Here is a 20,861-nt window from a genome sequence, read left to right as displayed (position 1 = left end):
AGCAATCCAATATCATCAAATTATGCTACACAATCGCTTATTGTGGGTCTGCCATGGTCGTTTTTAGTAGCGAAGTAATGTTCGCGGCTTTTGGTTTGACCAAATAGAACTTACGAACATAATGCTCAAAGTCGTCAAGGATGGTTTGACCCCATTGGCTACCTGTTTTTGCCACGTGTGTTTTGATAATCGACATCAAGTTGATACGGTGATTTTCTGTTTGCTCACTTGAGATACGATGCATATCGATAAGCTCATGGTTACAACGGTCAAAGAAATCGCCATCTAAGTCAAGCACGTAAGCAAAACCGCCTGTCATACCAGCACCGAAGTTTAGCCCTGTTTTACCCAACACTGTCACCACACCGCCTGTCATGTATTCACAGCAGTGGTCGCCGGTACCTTCAACCACCGCAAAACAACCTGAATTACGCACCGCAAAACGTTCACCTGCAGTACCTGCCGCATACAGATGACCGCTTGTGGCACCATACAAACAGGTGTTACCGATGATAGCAGTTTGCTGGCTGGCAAACGTCGAACCTTTTGGTGGGTAAATCACGATTTCACCCCCTGCCATGCCTTTACCCACGTAGTCGTTGGCATCCCCTTCAAGCTTAATGTTTAAGCCGCCTGCATTCCACACACCTAAACTTTGACCCGCAGTGCCGGTTAAGTGTAAGTTGATTGGCGCGCTTGCCATACCATTATTACCATGCAGCGCAGCAATCTCCCCTGAGATACGCGCACCGATAGAACGGTCACAGTTGCCAATACGATAGCTAAAGTCACCGCCTTTGGCTGATTTGATGGTATCCATCATATCGATAACCATTTGTTCAGCGAGTAAGCCTTTGTCAAATGGCTCATTGCGCTCAACTTGGCAAGTTTGTGGTTTGCCATCGCCTTTGCTATGGGTAAATAATAGCGGCGCTAAGTTTAGGTGTTGTTGCTTGTTGGTCGTGCCTGACATGACTGATAGCAAGTCGGTGCGACCCACAAGCTCTTCCATTGAACGCACGCCCAATGCCGCCAACCATTCACGGGTTTCTTGTGCGACAAATCTAAAGAAATTAATCAGCATTTCGGCTTCACCGATGAAATGTTCATCGCGCAGTTCTGATTTTTGGGTTGCCACACCCGTTGGGCAGTTGTTTAAGTGACAGATACGCAGGTATTTACAGCCCACGGCAATCATTGGCGTGGTACCAAAACCAAAGCTTTCCGCCCCCAATATTGCCGCTTTAACTACGTCTAAACCCGTTTTTAAACCACCATCCGTTTGCACGCGTACTTTATGACGTAACCCGTTGACACGAAGCGATTGGTGCGCTTCAGATAAACCTAGTTCCCAAGGCGAACCTGCGTAGTGAATTGACGACAAGGGTGACGCTGCGGTACCACCATCATACCCTGAAATGGTAATCAAATCGGCATACGCTTTTGCCACACCCGTTGCAATGGTACCCACACCTGGGCGCGACACCAATTTGACTGATACAAGCGCGTTTGGATTGACTTGTTTTAAGTCAAAAATTAGCTGCGCCAAGTCTTCAATCGAATAAATATCATGATGCGGTGGCGGTGAAATCAAGGTCACACCTGGCACTGAGTAACGCAAACGCGCAATTAAGCTATTTACTTTACCACCGGGTAACTGACCGCCTTCACCGGGTTTTGCCCCCTGCGCGATTTTAATCTGCATGACTTCTGCAGAACGCAAGTAAGCGGGTGTGACCCCAAAACGACCTGAGGCGACTTGTTTGATTTTTGAATTACGAATCGTGCCATAACGCGTGGGATCTTCACCGCCCTCACCCGAGTTTGAACGTCCGCCAATCGTGTTCATCGCGGTTGCAATCGCCTCGTGTGCCTCTGGCGACAAGGCGCCTAATGACATACCTGCTGAGTCAAAGCGTTTTAGGATTTGTTCAATGGGCTCAACATCATCAACACTGATGGATTTACTGGTATCTAACTGCAGCAAATCACGTAACGTCGCTACGGGTCGGCTGTTGACAATCGACGCATATTCTTTGTAGTTATCGTAGTCGCCCGTGCGTACCGCTTTATGTAGTGCTTGAATCACATCTGGGTTGAAGGCGTGGTATTCTTTGTTAAAGACGAATTTTAACAAGCCGCCTTGGTCAAGCGGTACACGTTTGGTAAAGGCATTTTTTGCCAAGATTTGTTGGTCAATCGCCAAATCGTCAAACGTGGCACCTGAGATACGGCTTTCAACCCCAGTAAAGCAAAGCTCAACCACTTCTTCTGATAAACCCACAGCTTCAAACAATTGCGCGCCGCGATAAGAAGAAACGGTCGAAATACCCATTTTTGAAAGGATTTTTAACAAGCCTTTATCCAAGCTTTTGCGGAAGTTGTTTTTGGCGTACAACGGGTCACCAAGCAAGTCGCCTTTATCGACCAAGTCTGCAATCACATTGTAAGCCAAGTATGGATAAACCGCGGTAGCACCAAACCCTAACAAGACCGCTAATTGGTGAGAATCACGTACCAAACCTGTTTCGATGATTAAGTTGGCATCTGCGCGTAAACCCACATTAATCAAGTGATGATGCACCGCACCCGTCACCATAATGGCATTGGCAGGTACCTTACCTTTTTCGATATTGCGGTCAGATAATACAATCAATACTTTACCTGCGCGTACCGCTTGGGCAGCTTGCTCACAGATGTGTTTGATGGCATCGTCTAATGCCATTGATTCATCATAATTCAAATCAATGGTTTCAATTTCAAAACCTGGTTTTGTGACGCTGCGTAGTTGCATCATTTTGCTCGATGACAACACAGGCGATGACAACACGATACGGTTGGCGTGGTCTGGCGTGGGTTCAAAAATATTCTTTTCGCTACCCAAACAAGTTTCCAATGACATGACAATCGCTTCGCGCAGAGGATCGATTGGTGGGTTGGTAACCTGAGCAAATTGTTGACGGAAGAAATCAGCCACGTGACGAACTTGTTTTGACAGTACCGCCATCGGGGTATCATCCCCCATTGAACCAACCGCTTCTTGACCGTTTTCGGCTGAAGGACGGATGATTTCTGTGCGTTCTTCATTGGTGATATGAAACATTTTTTGCAGCGCTAGTAGATTCTCGCCCGTTTCACGTTGCTCATAAGCTTTTTCTTCTAGCTGTTCATCATCCCGTAGACGTACCGCATTTTCCCGCAACCATAGGCGATATGGGTGGGCTTTTTTCAGCTGACGACCCACTGCTTTGGTGTCCATGATGTTACCAGTTTCAGTGTCAATCACTAGCATTTGACCCGGTCCCACGCGACCTTTAGCAATCACGTCTTCAGGCTGATAATCCCAAGTACCGATTTCTGAAGCGACGGTGATATAGCCATTTTTGGTAGTCACCCAACGTGATGGACGTAAACCATTGCGGTCAAGCATACAAACTGCATAGCGACCATCTTGGATGACTAGACCGGCTGGACCATCCCACGCTTCCATATGCTGCGAGTAAAACTCATAAAACGCGCGTAAATCCATGTCCATCGTGTCAACATTTTGCCATGCTGGCGGCACGAGGATAGAAAGCGCACGGAATAAATCCATGCCCCCTGACACCAGTACTTCAAGCATATTGTCTAAGCTTGATGAGTCAGAGCCCACACGGTTGACTAGTGGCTGTAATTGTTGCAGCTCTGGAATCAAATCGGTGACAAATTTTGGCGTACGAGCGACTGCCCAGTCACGGTTACCGTCAATCGTGTTTAATTCACCATTGTGGGCAAGATAGCGAAAAGGCTGGGCTAATGGCCATCTTGGCAGGGTATTGGTTGAGAAACGTTGGTGAAATACCACAATGTGTGACGCCAAACGTTCGTCTTGCAAATCCAAGAAGAACGCGGGTAAATCGGCAGGCATAACCAAGCCTTTATAGATAACCACTTGTGAGGTCAATGACGTCATATAAAATAATGGGTCATCTTTCAGTTCGATTTCTGCTTTGCGGCGTGCAACGAATAATTTACGGTTAAAGGTTGCCTCGTCCATATTGATTGGGCAATTGACTAAAATTTGTTTAAAACCCGGGAGTGATTCACGGGCAATGTCACCGACGATACTTAAATCAACCGGCACATCACGCCAGCCAGCGACTAGCAAACCTTGTGCTTCAATCGCTTGGCTTAGTGTATCTTGGCTATGCTGTGCTAATGCTTTGTCGAGGTTAACAAATACCGTGCCGACGGCAAAAATTTCGTTTAGGGTAAAGCCATTGTCTGATGCGATTTTTTTAAAGAATACCTTGGGTGTCGCAATCAATAAACCACAACCATCGCCTGTCTTACCATCAGCTGCCACGCCACCGCGGTGGGTCATACAGCTTAAACTATGAATCGCTGTTTGCACTAAGTCATGACTAGCTTCACCATGGGTATGCGCAATCAAACCAAACCCACAGTTGTCTTTGAACACATCGGGTTGGTAAAGATTATGCTGATCTGAATACTGATTTAAAGACATAAGCGTGTTCCCTTAACAAGCTGGTAGCAAAGAAATGGGCATACTATAAATATGTGCAATATTTGCTATTGAATCATAAAAGATTGGAATAGATAACCGTCATGTTCGTTATCTATATGTACCATAAGAAATCAAAATGATACCCTTCGTTATATTAACGAAAAAGGGTGAAAAAATCCACTGTTATTTGAATCCCAAAACTAACCAACCCGTCTAACCTCACTAGTTAGCTTGGGACTTCTGCTTGATTAACTCGCCCATGCTATCCTTTGAGGCATCTTTGGATTTTGGCTTTTCTTCAGACGGCTTACTGTGGGTTTGTTTAAGTTTGACATCAGCATTATCATTCTTGCTATTGATAACTTTTGGTTCTGAACGAGTAGTATTTGAGTCGTTACTGTTGCTTTCAGCAATCACTTTACCTTCTTGGATAGAAAGAGTCTCTTGAGGATTAGTTGACTTTTCAATGCTGGTTTTTGGCGCCATGCGTTTTGGTTCTGCTGCTCTAGGGGTCGCAGCTTGTGGTTGCCGTTCAACTTTGGCTTTTGGCGCGGGCAATAATTTTGGTGTGGAGGTTAGTTTGACTTCTCGCGCGGCTGTCTTACCGACATCACGAAGGGGCGGCGCGACTTCATACTCATCCATTTGTGGGGCATACATTTTAAATTCTTCAGGAAATGCTTTAACCTCTTTTGGTAAATTAAAATTCACTACTTTAGCCGCGCCAACCGCTTCTTGTACTGAGCCAAATACGCCATAGGTGACAACAAAGCGTTTTTGGTTATGCGCATCAACGATACGAAAATAATTAAATTTGTCACGATCGTCACGGCTATTTAGGTAATCGGTGACCACTTCGTGCTCCACCACGTTCATGACTTGAACTGTCCATTTACCGTTATTGGCCTTGATAAAGCGACTGTCCTTAAATTCTTTGGGATAGTTGCGCATATCACGAATCACCGCATCAAATTTGATGGGTCTAACTTCAGTATTAAGCTCTTCAGGTGTTTTGGCCAATAGTAGCGCGGTGGGATCTTGATTTTGATTGGCATTACTCGCCGCTTTCACCGCACTTTTGGCAGGCTTTACTGCAGAAGCAATCCACACCATGACCGTCAAGCCGCCTGCAATCGCCGCTAAAATCAGCCAAGTGGTCACTTTAAATGCCCATGAACGATACAGCGTAGATAAAGAATGCACCATAAAACAACCTTCTGTCTGAGGTAAGGTTAACGCCCGATATGACGCTTTAACCCATCTATAAAATTTATATCAATTAGGTTTGTCAGTCAAAGCCAGCACGTCTGTCAGTAACGCTGGATCATACGCTGACGTCAATACCGCTTGTCCCAATTTTTCTAGTAATACTAGACGAATTTTGCCGGATTTGACTTTTTTATCATGACCCATCAAATCCAGTGCGGTGTCCACCTCAATGGCTGGCGGATGGGTGGGTAAATCAGCACGAGCGATTAAAGAGCTGGCTCTGTCAACATCATCCGCGCTAAGCCACCCTTGTTTTTGTGATAACTGCATCGCTTGAATCATGCCTACCGCGACTGCTTCACCGTGCAGCCAATTGCCATAACCTTCATGCGTTTCAATCACATGACCAAAGGTATGACCAAAATTAAGCAGCGCACGCGTATTGGCTTCAAACTCATCTAGCGCCACAATATCCGCTTTATGCTGGCAAGAAATCAGTACAGCTTGGGCTAACAAATTCAAATCGAGCGTGCGTAACGACGTCATATGGGTTTCAAGCCAGGCCAAAAACGCCACATCGCCGATTAATGCGTATTTAATGACTTCCGCTAACCCTGCTGATAGTTCACGCGGTGGCAAGGTCTTTAACGTGGTCATATCTGCCAAAACAAGACGCGGCTGCCAAAACGCGCCAATCATATTTTTGCCCAAGCGATGATTGATGCCTGTTTTGCCGCCCACGCTAGAATCCACTTGCGATAACAAAGTTGTGGGAATTTGGATAAAATTCACACCGCGCATAAAACTTGCTGCCGCAAAACCCACCATATCACCAATAACGCCACCACCAAGGGCTATCAGCGTACAGTCACGGTTAAAGTGATTTTCCATCAACTGATCATAGATACTATCAATGCTTTGCTGGGTTTTATACTGCTCACCATCAGGTAAAATACAAGTCTTAATGAGTTTATCGGCAGGCAGACGTGCGACGAGTTTATCAAGATATAAGGGTGCAACTGTCTCATTGGTGACAACCAATACTTGTTTGCCGCTAATATAGTCAGCAAAATCAAAGGTTTCGATGAGATTTTCCCCAATAAAAATGGGATAGTCGTGTGAACGTGTATGGACAATTAACTCACGGCGCATGGCAGTACTCATATCAATGTTATCTTTTTGGCATCTAGCAGGTTTTCATCAATTAGCTTGTGATATCTACAGTGCTACGTTTAGACAGTTATATTGGCGTCTTGCAATTGCAGCAAAATGTCATGCACCATTTTTTTTGGGGAACTGTGACCGGTAACAATGGTGATGTCGGCAAGCTGCTGATAAATTGGGTCACGTTTACAAAAAAGCTCGGTTAGCTTTTGCTTAGGATTGTCTATTTGTAATAACGGACGGTTACGGTCACGACAAGTGCGTTCATATTGAATGTCAACTTCTGCCCGCAGATAGATGATTATACCACGTTTTAAAAAATGGTGATTTTCAGCGATCGTTACTGCCCCACCGCCTGTGGCTAGTACGACATGATCCAGCTGGGTTAGTTTATCAAGTACACGTGTTTCGCGTTGACGAAATCCTACTTCACCCTCTTTTTCAAAAATCCAGCTAATACTCGCGCCCGAGACGCGTTCTATTTCCTGATCACTGTCATAAAACGTAAATCCAAGTTGCTGCGCCAACAGTTTACCAATTGTGGTCTTACCCGCACCCATCGGACCAATCAAAATAATTAACGGCTTAGGTTGATTACACTCCATAAAAAAACCACAAATCACTCTATAATATATTGAAAACATTATACTGTGATTTGTGGCAATGTGCTATAAGACTATTTTGTTATACAACAGCTCTATTAGGGAGTAAATTAATTAACACGGCCCGTGTCATTCACCAATTTTGGGGTCACAAAAATCAATAATTCTTGCTTGTTGTTGGTTTTTGAGGTGCGTTTAAAGAAGCGATCAACATAAGGTAAATCGCCTAAGAAAGGGATTTTAGTCACATCGTTACCTAAGGTATTTTTAAACACGCCACCGAGCACAACCGTTTGACCATCATCGACGACCACGTTGGTTTTAATCGAATCTTTAGAAACCGCTGTCGCACCATTGACGATAGTTGGTGAACCATTTTCAATACTCAAATCCATGCCAATACGACCTTCAGGGGTGATATTAGGGGTTACTTCAAGACTCAATGCCGCTTCGACAAAGCTCGTTGAGGTCGCCCCACTGGCAGAGGCTTCTTGATAAGGGATTTGCGTGCCTGACATGATTCTGGCGGTTTGTTTGTCGGCGGTTAGCACTTTTGGACTGGAGATGACTTCACCTTTGTTATCCGCTTGCATGGCTGACAACTCTAAATCTAATAGTAAATCTGAAATGCTCAACAAGCCAAAAGCAATCGAGCCTGCGGCGTTGGTTGCCCCCAAATTGACACTGAGGTTATTAGCGGCAGTGATACCGCTATAGACTGGATAAGTGGTACCATCGGGATTTGTAGCTGTGGTATAAGTCTTAAGGCTATCAATGGTACTTAAATTACCGCCCACCAGCAGGTTACGATTACTTGCCGCGCCTTGTGATAAAATGCCCCATTTTACCCCAAGTTCTTTACTAAAGGTGTCTGTCGCACTCACAATACGGGCTTCAATCATCACTTGTTTGACAGCGATATCGATTTTACTAATCAAATCACGGATGTTGCTGATGGTTTCAGCGGTATCTTTAACAATCAAGGTATTGGTTCTGGCATCGATTGTAACTGTACCTCTGTCTGTTAACAGTGAGGTATTGCTGCTCGAACGATCGGATGTTGCTCTGCCTGCTTCAATCAATGTTCGTACATTTTCTGCTTTCGCGTAGTTAAGTCGGATATATTCGGTACGCAGTGGGTCTAATACTTTTTTCTCTTGTTGCGCTTTTAACTCATCGGCTTCTTGTTTGGCAAGTTCTGCCGCGGGTGCCACCCAAATTACATTACCATTAACCCGTTTATCCAAATTTTTACTTTTTAGGATAATATCTAGGGCTTGATCCCAAGGCACGTTAATCAGACGCAAGGTAATATTACCACTGACGCTGTCACTGGCAACAATATTGGTATTGGTATGTTGTGCCAACACTTCTAAAATCGTACGCACGCTGACATCTTGAAACTCTAGTGATAAAGGCGCCCCGCTATAGGTACGCTCCTCAAGGGTCGGCTCGCGCAGACGTTTGGGGGGATCGATATTGATATTTAGCTGATTACCTGTTTGAAAGGCTCTATAGTCATAATCGCCTGTCATGGTAATACGAATCACGCCATTGCGTCCTTGGTTGGTTGCGATAACATCACGCACCAAGCCGTTACCTACGGTCATTTGTTTTTGCAGGCGACTGGGAATGGTAGCGCCTGTCAGACGAATGACTAACTCATCACCCATGCGCTGTACATCCACAGGGATGCTGTCATTCACCAAATTAATGCTAACATTACCGCCGCCGTTCGAGGTGCCATTAAAATTAATCGCCGCTAGGCCATCATAGTTGTATTGTTGAACAACGGCGGCAGCAGGATTTAATAAAGGATTGACTTTGACTACCATGGTATTGGCGGGTGGGGCGACTTTTGGTGTTTGGGTCACGACGGCAACAGGTGGCGGCGTTTGCACGACCACAGGTGGCGGTGTAGCAATCACAGGCGCAGCTTCAGTCACTACGGCAGCAGGCGTTACCACCGCGGGCTGACTCACAACGGCCGCTGTAGTCACCACAGGTGTAACGATAGCTGGATTGGTAGCTGCTGTGGTTTTCGGCTGCATTGATACTACCAGGCGATTATTAATCACACGTGTACTAAAGGTCGCTTGATTTGACAACTCAATAATCATACGTGTCATACTGTCATTGGTCAGCGTGGTGATATTTTTGACATAGCCTTGGTTATAAGTTTGCATCCGTGATGCAATTTGATTATTCACATTGGGGAAATCCAACACCAATCGTGTGGGTGAGGCAAGTTCATAAGCCGTCGGCGTCACAGCACTGTTAGCGAAGTCGATATTGAGTTCTGTTAGCACAGCGCTCGGCGTGGTAACCGAGATATTTCTAATGGTATCAGCTGCAAACACACTGCTAGATACTAACATCGCACTCATCGCTACCGCAAGCTTAGACGTTGAAGTTCGAAATGGATAGGCATTAAAATTCATTGAATTATCCCTTTGTTTTATTGACTAACTGCGGCAACAATTGAGTTTGGTTTTTCGACATAGCCGACACGACTGTCTGGTATGATTTCAATTAAGTTAATTTGGGTTGGCGTAATCTCTGCAATACGCCCCTCATTTTTACCCATATAATTACCCACTTTGACACTGGCGATCCCCCCATCTGGGCGTTGCACAAGACCATACACCTCGCCAGATGATGACACCATCGTACCTTTATAGGTAAGCTCATTCAACTCAAATTGTTCAAGTGGCTCTTTGAGTCGGGACACATCCGGTCTCACCCCTTTCATTTGCTGTACTTGATTGGCTTGCAGCATTAAACTTGGCGGCATAAATGGGCTACGCAGCTGTGAAGCGCTATAATTAAACTCCTGTACCACTTCGGGTGTCGGCGGTGGCTTTACCGGTTGCGCAGGCTGGTTACGGATGTCCTGCATTTTTTGCTCTGCCAAACCGACACGGTCGGTACAGCCAGATAACAGGGCTAATAGGGCTAAGCAAATAGAGAGCGGTTTTTTATTAATTGCCATTATTCGCTTCCTTATTGTCAGGTCCCGCCGAATTTTTTTGATTATCTTTTTGTGCCTTCTTTAATTCTTCTTCAGTTAACTCTTTTGAACGATAAGTTTTAACGTTCAAAACAAGATTGGTTTCTGGTAGCTTGTCTAGGCTAGGACTAGGGTTGGTGACCTCAAAGTCATGCAGGGTAATAATCCGAGGTAGTTTAGCAAGCCCACTAATGAATGAGCCAAATTGGTGATAATCTCCTAAAGCGGCAATACGAATTGGCTGCTCAATAAAGAACTCTTGGGACACTTCAGGTTCAACTTTGATATCCTGAAATTTAATATTACTGCCCACACCAACCATATTAATGCCATCCACCAAGTCAGAAATACGGGTGTCTTTGGGTAATTGATTGAGCAGTTCTTTAAAATCAGACTGCATTTTTGATACTTGCGCCTGATATTCTTTTAAATGACGTGCTTTGGATTCTTTTTGGCGATATTCATCTAACAAGGTTTGCTGCTCGGCTTCGGCAGCGGCAATCTCATCACGTTTGGTACTAATCGGCAAAAACCAAGTTAAAAAGGCGATAACAGCAACCATAAATAGCAATACGGTAACCTTAACAGGCACAGGCCAGCTACCATAATTATTTTGGTCTAGGGATTTAAAGCTTTCGGTAAAGGCTTTAACATCAAACGATTTTTTTGCGGTAATGTGAACGGGTTTTTTGACGAGTTTCGGTCTTTTTAGCGGATTGGTTAATTTCACCGTTATTTCTCCTTACTCGCACTTGCCGCAACGCCACTTGCAGCGGTGGCACTGGCGATGTCGGTTTGCTTAACCATGGTTGTTACCACAAAAGTCACGTAATTGGCTTCTGGTAATGTTGCGCTGGTACTGCTAGCACTGATGTTACCAGCAGCAGGTGCGGGTGTGGGGGCTTGATAAGCCACCGCATTGGGCTGCTGTATACTGACCACAGCCGATTTTTCTAACCACTGCGTCCCATCAAGACTGCGCATAAATGTTGAAATCACATTCGGGTTGTCGGCTTGACCGGTAAAGGTGATGATATCAGCTTCACGCTTCATACTGGTTAAATACATTTGTGCGGGGATAATTCTGGCAATATCTTCCCAAATACGGACAGGGACAGGGCGACGGCCTTGCAAGTCTTGAATCACTTTCATACGCGCAATGATATCATCACGCTGCTGCTCGAGGGTTGCGATTTCTTTTAACGCCTTGTCTAAATTAGCGTTTTCTTGTTTGATGCGTTCATTAGCAAGCTGCTGGTTTTCTAGGGTATTTTTATAGTAACTCCATGCCGCAAAGGCACCAAGTAGTGATAATAATAATACCGCAACCACTAAAGTCATAAACTCACGGTTTCTTTGTTCACGAAGTTCCTGACGCCAAGGAAGTAAGTTAATCTTTGCCATTAATCAAAACTCCGTAACGCCAAGCCACAAGCCGCCATCAAGCTTGGCGCGTCCATAATCAGTAATTCAGTGTTGATATGGTTATTAATCGTCATATTTGAAAATGCATTGGCAATACCTGTGCGAGTACCAAGTTTTTGTTCAACCATGCTCGCTAGACCCGCAATGCTGGCACTACCACCGCCCAACAAGATATACTCTACTTGGCTATTTTGGCTGGATGAAAAATAAAACTGCAGCGAACGGGTGATTTGCTGCACAATAGCATCTAAAAATGGCAGTAACACATCCGTATAGTAATCATCCGGCAATGACAGGGTGCGCTTATTAATCATCGCCTCCTCGAACGTCAAACCATAACGATTTTGAATACTTTCAGTTAACTGGGCACCGCCAAAAAGCTGTTCACGGCTGTATACAAACTCCCCGTCTTTTGCAATATAAAGCGTGGTTTGGCTGTGCCCGATATCAATAAGGGCTATATGCTGAGGTTGACCTGGCAAGCTATCGACCATCAATTGAAAGGCGCGTTCAACTGCGTAAGACTCCACATCCACAATTTTAGTATCCAGCCCAGCCAAAGCACCCGCGTCGACACGTTGGTCAACGTTTTCAGTGCGAGAGGCAACTAATAATACCTTACACATATCAGGCGTAGCTGAAGGGCCAATCACTTCAAAATCTAAATTAACTTCTGATAAAGGATAGGGAATATATTGGTCAGCATCTAGACGTATAAGGGATTCTCGTTCAAGCTCTGTGAGATCCGCTTCCATCTCAATGATTTTGCTAATAACCGAAGAGCCTGCTACGGCTGTCGCAATATTTTTGCTGGAAAAACCTCTACCACGGGATAATCTTGCGAGGGCGTCACTGACCGCTTCAATATCTACAATATTTTTATCAACAACAGCACCGCGGGGTAACGGTTCAATGCCGTAATTTCTTAAATGAAATAGACCTTGCTGCCGTGTTATTTCAACCATTTTGATCGCAGTGGTGGTGATATCTACCCCAACGACTAGCTTGTTGTTTTTTGTAAATAACCTCACAAGTTTGTTCCTTGTATACTAAGTTCAGTAACGTGATTTTTACTACGCTACAATACTTTAGAAATTTATTTGATTCAACCTTTAGTTATGACTAATTTATTAGCTGGTTTAAAAACAAGCGAAAAGCAAAATAGATTTTTCACAGAACTCAAATTTTTTTAGGTATAATAAAGCTTTATTTTGCTTTGAGCTAATGACTTTATGACCCAGTCGACTGCTGCTACCTTTACTTGGATGAAATTTTTACTCAATCTTTTGGTTGCAATTTTAGCGTTTCTTTTTATTTTGGTATTAGCTTTCCCCATCGGTTTTTATGGTATGGCGATGTATATATCACCTAGCCTACCAAGCTTAGATGATCTTAAAAAAGCCAAGCTGTCAATGCCACTACAAATCTATACCGAGGACAACCAATTAATTGGTCAATACGGTAATGATATGTCTTTGCCAGTGAGTTATGAGCAAATTCCCAAAAATATGGTGAATGCTTTTTTAGCAGCCGAAGATTCGTCATTTTTTCAGCACAGTGGTATCAGTATTAAGGGCATTGGGCGCGCACTGACCGAAGCGGTTAGCGACGACGATAGCCAAACAGGTGGGTCGACGATTACCCAACAGGTTGCCAAAAATTATTTTTTATCCTCCGAACGTACCCTTAATCGTAAATTAACGGAGTTATTTTTAGCCCGTAAAATTGAAGAAAAGCTGTCTAAACAAGACATCATGACCTTATATGTTAATAAAATCTATTTGGGTCAAGGTGCGTATGGGATTAAAGCCGCCGCTAAGCAATACTATAGTAAATCATTAAATAACCTAACCATTGCAGAAATGGCAATGATTGCCGGTCTGCCAAAAGCACCCTCAAAATACAATCCTGTTGCCAACCCTGAGCGCGCGTTAGAGCGGCGCAACTGGATTTTGGGTCAGATGCTTAAAAATGGCGCAATTAGCCAAGCGCAACACGACGAAGCGGTTGCTGCACCCATTGGACTGCGCCTATACCAAGCTAAACTTGATAAAAACTTACCGTATTTGGCGGAAATGACCCGTGCCTCATTGGTGGAACAATATGGCGAAGCTGTCATCAATTCGGGCTGGCGCGTGAAGCTTACCATTAATAGCGAAGCACAAGAAATTGCAGAAAACGCCATTAAACGCGGTTTATTTGCGTATGATCGCCGCCACGGTTGGCGTGGCGCCCCTGCTAATACAAAAGATAAAGAAAAACTTGGTAAGCTTGCCAATTTCCCGGTTATCCATTCTTTTTATCCGGTTGAAGTCACCAAAGTTTATCCTGGCAATGGCTTTGATGCGGTCATGAAAGACGGCACTCAGATTAAAGTGCCTTGGTCAAACATGCGCTGGGCGACGCTGCACTACCGTAATCCAAACTCAGCATTTATCTCCAACAACATCGTCAATCTGCATGATATTGTGTATGTCACATCAAATGCTGACAACACCAGCTGGAGTTTGGTGCAAATTCCAGCCGTTGAAGGCAGCCTGGTATCTGTCAATCCAGAAACTGGCGCGTTACTTGCTGTCGTTGGTGGATTTGATTTTAATAAAAGTAAATTTAACCGTGCCATTCAAGGCTATCGTCAGCCTGGCTCAACCATCAAACCATTAGTTTACGCCACCGCCTTAGAAAAAGGCTTTAGCCCAGACACCATGATATCTGATGATCCATTGACCGTCGGTTCTTGGAAACCCAAGAACTCAGATGGGCGCAATTTGGGGATGATTCCACTGCGTAAAGGTTTATACCTATCACGTAACCTAGTATCAATTCGGGTACTACGTTCAGCGGGTATCTCTGATACGCGTGAGCTACTCAATGAATTTGGGTTGGAAAAAGAACGCATGCCAAACACCTTATCATTGGCACTAGGTTCTGGTGAAGCGACCCCATTACAGATGGCTACGGGCTATGCGACCTTTGCCAACGGTGGTCACCGTATTCAACCTTATTTTATTCAGCAAATTTTTGACTACAACGGTAAGCTGCAATACCAAGCCAATCCAAAACAAGCCTGTGCGGTATGTTTTAACAATGATTTACAGCAAACCAATGAAGATAACTTAACCGCCTTCCAAGAACAACAAACTGCTTTGTTAAGTGGCCAAAGTAAAGACACGCAAGCAGGCGATAAAGCGACTGAAAAATCTGATTTATTCAACGCAAACCCACTGGCTAAAACCAACGAAAAAGACAGTTTAAACAAACAAGATAAGAAAAAACTTAGCAAAGAAGAAGCGGCATTAGAAGCCAGCACTCAGCAAATGCTAGCACGCCAAGCGTCCCTTGAAGCGCAACTATATGATGCCGGTCCCGACACTGATAAGCTAAAACCCATGCCTATTCAGTATATTCCAGCGCAGCAAGCGCCCCGTATTCTTTCTTCTAATGTGGCATTCCAAATGGCCAATATCTTACGTGATGTCATCCAGCGCGGTACCGCGGTTAAGGCACGGGCGTTAGGTCGCTCAGATTTGGGTGGCAAAACAGGTACTACCAATGATGCCAAAGATGCGTGGTTTGCCGGTATCAACCCCAGAATGGTGACGACAGTTTGGGTCGGTTTTGACCAACCCATCGGTATGGGTAAAAAAGAATTTGGTGGCGTGGCGGCGCTACCTATTTGGATGGATTTCACCTCTAAAATGCTCAAAGGTCAACCTGTGGAATGGGTATCAGTGAATAATCGCGCCAAATCCAAAAAACAAGAGCAGGAAACCATTGAGCTTACTGACAATGGTACTAGACGCGTCGATAGCAAGGGCAATGAAATCACCCGTGATGACAGTAAACCCCCGCAAGCGGTTACCCGAAAACGCCCTGAGGAACAAGCATCCGTGCCGATGCCCACGACGGGTAACAATATCAACTACGCTCAATTAAATAACAATAAACCACTAAACGAATGAGTCGTTAATAAAAAAGCTCGATTAATTATCGAGCTTTTTTATGGTCTTTGATAAGTATTAATGGGATAAGTAACAAGGTGATAAATACCAAAATTGATTAAACGATTAAAACTCAATCATCCCTTCTCGCAAACTATCAATGGTATCCACCAAATCGCCACGCCATTGGCGAATCATATCGACTGAAATATTGGTACTTGATGGACTTGCCATAACATCAATCACCGGCAATTTGGCATTTTTGTTGCTTTCATCACTCTCATTGCCGAGGTTTTGGGGCACAGGTTTATAGATAATTTGCTGCCATGCTTTTTCGATATCACCTAAATAATCATTAGCTAATAGTTGCTTTAACCGCATGACTTCAGGTGATACTTGGGTTTTAGCCTCCAATGCATCACTAATTGATTGCAGACTCGGGTTTGGCATAGTTAAATTATAATAGCGCGCTACTTCTTGTAAAAACGCCAAATACCCGCCGTACAAATGCATAAGAGCGCTTTCAATATGCGCCTCTTGCAACTGACCCTTCTGGGTCTGCTCAGCTTGCTGACAATAAATTCGGCAAAAATACATTTTTTGATTGGTTCTATCTGCTTGATAACGTGCAACACGACCTGCCATATTGTTTCCTTAGACATTTGATACGGATATTTTGATGAAAAAAAAGGCCAGTTGCAAGCACCGGCCTTTTTATGACTAATTAACGATTATTTTGCATCTTGGCTATTAAACTCTTCAGCAAATTTGTCTTCAAATGACATTGACGCAGGCTCCATGTTTTCGGGAAACAAGGTGTCTAGTGCTTCTAGCTGCTGATTTTCAGTAGCTTCTGTGGCGGTGGTTTTACCGCTCTCTAGACGCTGGGCATGGTAAGCTAAACCAGTACCTGATGGGACCAAGCGACCGACAACCACGTTTTCTTTTAGACCACGTAAGTCATCAATCTTGCCAGTAACTGCTGCCGCCGTCAATACGCGCGTTGTCTCTTGGAATGACGCCGCGGAAATAAAGCTTTCAGTTGCCAATGAGGCTTTGGTGATACCCAGTAATAAACGGTCAAACTTGACTGGGAATTTGTTTTCTTCGTCGAGTTTTTTGTTCATGGCGACGATATCAGCGTATTCAGCTTGGTCACCTTTGAAGTAGCTTGAGTCACCGCCATCGGTAACTTCAACTTTACGTAGCATCTGACGAATAATCACTTCAATATGCTTGTCGTTGATTTTTACCCCTTGTAAGCGGTAAACGTCTTGTACTTCATTGACGATGTAGTTGGCAAGCTCAGTTTCACCTTTTAAGCGTAAAATATCGTGTGGGTTTTGCGGACCATCGGCAATCACCTCGCCACGCTCAACACGTTCACCCTCAAACACGTTGATTTGACGCCATTTTGGAATCAACTCTTCATGCACTTCGCCATCATCATTGGTAATGATAAAGCGGTTTTTACCTTTGGTGTCTTTACCAAAGCTTACTGTACCACTCATTTCCGCCATAATCGCATGATCTTTTGGACGACGCGCTTCAAATAAGTCAGCAACACGCGGTAGACCACCGGTAATATCTTTGGTACCTGATGATTCTTGTGGTACACGACCTAAAATCGAACCTGTTGTTACCTCATCGCCTTCACGCACACGAATGATGGTTTGCTGTGGTAAGAAATACACCACTTCTTTACCCTCTTTGGTATCAAGGATAATCGCAGGACGTAAATCTTTACCTGAGCTTGGGCGGTCTTTGGTTGCCAAGATTTCGTATGAGCTCATGCCCGTTGCTTCATCGATTTTCATGGTGGCTGTTAAACCATCGGTGATTTCGCTAAAGCGTGCGGTACCTGATACCTCGGTAATGATTGGATGGGTGTGGGGGTCCCATTTACCAATGGTTTGACCTGGGGTAACTTCAGTGCCATCCGCCACTAAAATTGACGAACCATACGGTGCTTTATAGCGCTCACGCTCACGGCCCAATTCATCGGTAATACTAATTTCTGCAGAGCGAGAGACCACTACCAAATGACCATCGGCATGGCTTACAGATTTCAAGTTTTGGAAGCGAACAGTACCGCCTTTATTAACCTGAATACTGTTTTCCACGGCTGCGGCGCTCGCGGCACCCCCCACGTGGAAGGTACGCATGGTTAGCTGGGTACCCGGCTCACCGATTGATTGCGCCGCCATAACACCCACAGACTCACCAATATTGACGCGGTGACCACGTGCTAAGTCACGACCATAACATTGTGAACAGACACCATGTGGCACTTCACAAGTAATCACAGAACGTACCCAAACTTCGTCAATACCATGTTCATCAAGTACTTTTACCCAATGCTCATCCAGCAAGGTACCTGATGGGATGGCTAGTTCGCCTGTTTTATTTGACATCACATCTTTGGCGGTGACTCGGCCTAGCACGCGGTCAGCCAATTGTTCAATGATTTCACCACCCTCAATGTGTGGCTTCATCAAGATACCTTTATCGGTACCACAATCAGGCTGGGTGATAACCAAATCTTGCGCAACGTCAACCAAGCGACGGGTTAAGTAACCTGAGTTTGCTGTTTTGAGTGCCGTATCCGCTAGACCTTTACGGGCACCGTGCGTCGAGATAAAGTACTGTAAAACGCTTAAGCCTTCACGGAAGTTAGCTTTAATTGGGGTTTCAATAATCGAGCCGTCTGGTTTTGCCATCAGACCACGCATACCTGCCAACTGACGAATCTGCGCCGCACTACCACGCGCACCTGAATCCGACATGATATAAATCGAGTTAAACGATTTTTCTTTTTCCGCTTCACCTTGGCTATTGATAACGGTATCTTGTGATAGGTTATCCATCATCGCTTTGGCGATTTGGTCATTGGTACGTGACCAAATATCAATGACTTTGTTATAACGTTCACCCGCGGTCACGAAACCTTGTTCAAACTGGCTTTCAATCTCACGAACTTCCGCATCCGCCGCTTCGATGATTTTGTTTTTGGTAGGTGGAATGAGCATATCTTCCATACCAATCGATACGCCTGACAACGTTGCTTGGGCAAAACCCAAATACATCAATTGGTCAGCAAACATGACGCTGTCTTTCACGCCCATTTTGCGGTAGCAAGAATTGATAAGGCGAGCGATGTTTTTCTTGGTCATCTCTTTGTTGACTTCGTCAAAGCTCATACCTTTTGGGGTGATATTCCAAATCAAACAGCGGCCGGCAACGGTGTCAACCATTTTAGTAACGCTATTGGCATTACCTTCATCGTCATACGTGATTTCTTCAATGCGTACTTTAATTTTGGCATTGACGCTTAAATCACCAGTACCTAGCGCACGATACACTTCTTTCACGTTGGAGAAAGTCATGTTTTCGCCTTTGGCATTGATATGCGAACGGCTGATGTAATATAACCCCAATACAACGTCTTGTGATGGTGTGATGATTGGCTCACCATTGGCAGGTGACAAGATGTTGTTGGTTGACATCATCAAGGCACGGGCTTCAAGTTGGGCCTCCAAAGTTAACGGTACGTGTACCGCCATTTGGTCACCATCAAAGTCGGCGTTGAACGCGCTACAAACTAGCGGATGTAGCTGAATCGCTTTACCTTCAATCAGTACAGGCTCAAATGCTTGTAAACCCAAACGATGGAGGGTCGGTGCACGGTTTAGTAGCACTGGGTGTTCACGAATCACGCTGGCAAGCATATCCCACACTGCCGGTTCTTCACGCTCAACCATTTTCTTAGCAGCTTTGATAGTGGTCGCAATGCCATTTTGTAAAAGTTTGGCATAAGTAAAGGGCTTGAACAGTTCAAGTGCCATTTTTTTAGGCAAGCCACATTGGTGTAGACGCAGGTATGGACCCACGGTAATTACCGAACGACCTGAATAGTCAACACGTTTACCAAGAAGGTTTTGACGGAAACGGCCTTGTTTACCTTTAATCATGTCAGCTAAAGATTTCAAAGGACGTTTGTTGCTACCTGTAATCGCACGACCGCGGCGACCATTGTCAAGCAGCGCATCCACTGACTCTTGTAACATACGTTTTTCATTACGCACGATGATGTCAGGCGCATTGAGCTCTAACAAGCGTTTTAAACGGTTGTTACGGTTAATGACGCGGCGGTATAAGTCATTTAGGTCTGAAGTGGCAAAACGACCCCCTTCAAGCGGTACCAATGGACGCAAATCAGGTGGCAATACAGGCAATACGGTCATTACCATCCACTCAGGCTTGTTGTTTGAATCACGGAATGACTCAAGCAATTTTAGGCGTTTTGACATTTTTTTAAGTTTGGTTTCTGAACCTGTGTTAGGAATTTCTTCACGTAACTGGTCGATTTCCAAATCCACATCAATATCGCGCAGCAAGTCTTGAACGGCTTCAGCACCCATTTTTGCAGTGAATTCATCACCAAACTCTTCAAGTGCTTTGAAGTAATCTTCATCATCGAGCAACTGATATTTTTCAAGGGTAGTTAAACCTGCGTCAGTGACGACATAGCTTTCAAAATACAATACGCGCTCGATATCACGCAAAGTCATATCAAGTAATAGACCAATACGGCTTGGTAATGATTTTAAGAACCAAATATGGGCAACTGGGCTTGCCAGCTCAATGTGACCCATACGCTCGCGGCGTACTTTGGCGGCGGTCACTTCAACACCACATTTTTCACAGATCACGCCTTGGAATTTACGGCGTTTGTATTTACCACACAAGCATTCGTAGTCTTTAACAGGTCCAAAAATTTTGGCACAAAAAAGACCATCACGTTCTGGTTTGAAAGTACGATAGTTGATGGTTTCAGGCTTTTTAACTTCCCCATGCGACCAAGATTTGATGGTGTCAGGTGAGGCAAGAGAAATTTGAATGCTGTCGAACTCTTGGTTACCAGAGTCGGCAGGGCTTTTCATGATGTCTAATAAGTCTTTCAAACTGCTTCTCCATCGATTAAATTGAAGGTCGCTACAGAT

12 protein-coding genes are annotated in these 20,861 nt (G+C 44.6%); 1 reads left to right on the top strand and 11 read right to left on the bottom strand.

Annotated features, from left to right (window positions below):
- Nucleotides 1-37: 37 nt before the first annotated feature.
- From gltB to H9W84_RS03080, 9 genes are all read right to left on the bottom strand, one after another.
- On the bottom strand, nucleotides 38-4,507 hold the full coding sequence (gltB, locus tag H9W84_RS03120) for a glutamate synthase large subunit (RefSeq protein ID WP_239741606.1): 4,470 nt from the start codon (nucleotides 4,505-4,507) through the stop codon (nucleotides 38-40).
- Nucleotides 4,508-4,729: 222 nt separating this feature from the next.
- Entirely contained in the window at nucleotides 4,730-5,713 is a 984-nt protein-coding gene (locus H9W84_RS03115; RefSeq protein WP_239741605.1) for a hypothetical protein, read from the bottom strand.
- A 69-nt stretch (nucleotides 5,714-5,782) separates the two neighbouring features.
- The gene (aroB, locus tag H9W84_RS03110) at nucleotides 5,783-6,880 is read right to left on the bottom strand and encodes a 3-dehydroquinate synthase (protein WP_239741604.1); all 1,098 of its coding nucleotides are present in this window, start codon (nucleotides 6,878-6,880) and stop codon (nucleotides 5,783-5,785) included.
- A 68-nt stretch (nucleotides 6,881-6,948) separates the two neighbouring features.
- A complete protein-coding gene (locus H9W84_RS03105; protein ID WP_062334134.1) occupies nucleotides 6,949-7,485 on the bottom strand; it encodes a shikimate kinase in 537 nt (178 codons plus the stop codon).
- A 107-nt stretch (nucleotides 7,486-7,592) separates the two neighbouring features.
- Complete coding sequence (locus H9W84_RS03100; RefSeq protein WP_239741603.1) at nucleotides 7,593-9,923, bottom strand: type IV pilus secretin PilQ; 2,331 nt, start codon at nucleotides 9,921-9,923, stop codon at nucleotides 7,593-7,595.
- Nucleotides 9,924-9,940: 17 nt separating this feature from the next.
- Complete coding sequence (locus H9W84_RS03095; RefSeq protein ID WP_239741602.1) at nucleotides 9,941-10,474, bottom strand: pilus assembly protein PilP; 534 nt, start codon at nucleotides 10,472-10,474, stop codon at nucleotides 9,941-9,943.
- Nucleotides 10,464-11,222, bottom strand: a complete 759-nt coding sequence (locus H9W84_RS03090) for a type IV pilus inner membrane component PilO (RefSeq protein WP_007116388.1) — start codon at nucleotides 11,220-11,222, stop codon at nucleotides 10,464-10,466. Before H9W84_RS03090 ends, H9W84_RS03095 begins: the two co-directional genes overlap by 11 nt.
- Nucleotides 11,223-11,224: 2 nt before the next feature.
- The gene (locus H9W84_RS03085; protein WP_239741601.1) at nucleotides 11,225-11,896 is read right to left on the bottom strand and encodes a PilN domain-containing protein; all 672 of its coding nucleotides are present in this window, start codon (nucleotides 11,894-11,896) and stop codon (nucleotides 11,225-11,227) included.
- Entirely contained in the window at nucleotides 11,896-12,948 is a 1,053-nt protein-coding gene (locus H9W84_RS03080) for a type IV pilus assembly protein PilM (RefSeq protein ID WP_239741600.1), read from the bottom strand. Before H9W84_RS03080 ends, H9W84_RS03085 begins: the two co-directional genes overlap by 1 nt.
- Nucleotides 12,949-13,149: 201 nt before the next feature.
- Here H9W84_RS03080 and H9W84_RS03075 point away from each other — a divergent pair, with 201 nt between their 5' ends.
- Nucleotides 13,150-15,879 carry a penicillin-binding protein 1A gene (locus H9W84_RS03075; RefSeq protein WP_239741599.1) on the top strand — a complete coding sequence of 910 codons (2,730 nt, stop codon included), beginning with the start codon at nucleotides 13,150-13,152 and terminating at the stop codon, nucleotides 15,877-15,879.
- A 105-nt stretch (nucleotides 15,880-15,984) separates the two neighbouring features.
- On the opposite strand, the gene H9W84_RS03070 is transcribed toward H9W84_RS03075, so the two are convergent.
- Both H9W84_RS03070 and rpoC read right to left on the bottom strand, forming a co-directional pair.
- Entirely contained in the window at nucleotides 15,985-16,503 is a 519-nt protein-coding gene (locus H9W84_RS03070) for a DUF6586 family protein (RefSeq protein WP_096488583.1), read from the bottom strand.
- An 86-nt stretch (nucleotides 16,504-16,589) separates the two neighbouring features.
- On the bottom strand, nucleotides 16,590-20,822 hold the full coding sequence (rpoC, locus tag H9W84_RS03065) for a DNA-directed RNA polymerase subunit beta' (RefSeq protein WP_239741598.1): 4,233 nt from the start codon (nucleotides 20,820-20,822) through the stop codon (nucleotides 16,590-16,592).
- Nucleotides 20,823-20,861: the final 39 nt, after the last annotated feature.

Origin of the sequence: Moraxella tetraodonis, assembly GCF_022359095.1 — a bacterium.
GTDB lineage: Bacteria > Pseudomonadota > Gammaproteobacteria > Pseudomonadales > Moraxellaceae > Faucicola > Faucicola tetraodonis.
Note: the sequence above shows the minus strand (reverse complement) of the source record. Positions and strands in the feature narration are given on the sequence as shown.

Bases quoted from the DNA above. Each gene is read 5' to 3' on its own strand.
- gltB (WP_239741606.1), bottom strand. From the start codon at position 4,507: ATGTCTTTAAATCAGTATTCAGATCAGCATAATCTTTACCAACCCGAT.
- H9W84_RS03115 (WP_239741605.1), bottom strand. From the start codon at position 5,713: ATGGTGCATTCTTTATCTACGCTGTATCGTTCATGGGCATTTAAAGTG.
- aroB (WP_239741604.1), bottom strand. From the start codon at position 6,880: ATGAGTACTGCCATGCGCCGTGAGTTAATTGTCCATACACGTTCACAC.
- H9W84_RS03105 (WP_062334134.1), bottom strand. From the start codon at position 7,485: ATGGAGTGTAATCAACCTAAGCCGTTAATTATTTTGATTGGTCCGATG.
- H9W84_RS03100 (WP_239741603.1), bottom strand. From the start codon at position 9,923: ATGAATTTTAATGCCTATCCATTTCGAACTTCAACGTCTAAGCTTGCG.
- H9W84_RS03095 (WP_239741602.1), bottom strand. From the start codon at position 10,474: ATGGCAATTAATAAAAAACCGCTCTCTATTTGCTTAGCCCTATTAGCC.
- H9W84_RS03085 (WP_239741601.1), bottom strand. From the start codon at position 11,896: ATGGCAAAGATTAACTTACTTCCTTGGCGTCAGGAACTTCGTGAACAA.
- H9W84_RS03075 (WP_239741599.1), top strand. From the start codon at position 13,150: ATGACCCAGTCGACTGCTGCTACCTTTACTTGGATGAAATTTTTACTC.
- H9W84_RS03070 (WP_096488583.1), bottom strand. From the start codon at position 16,503: ATGGCAGGTCGTGTTGCACGTTATCAAGCAGATAGAACCAATCAAAAA.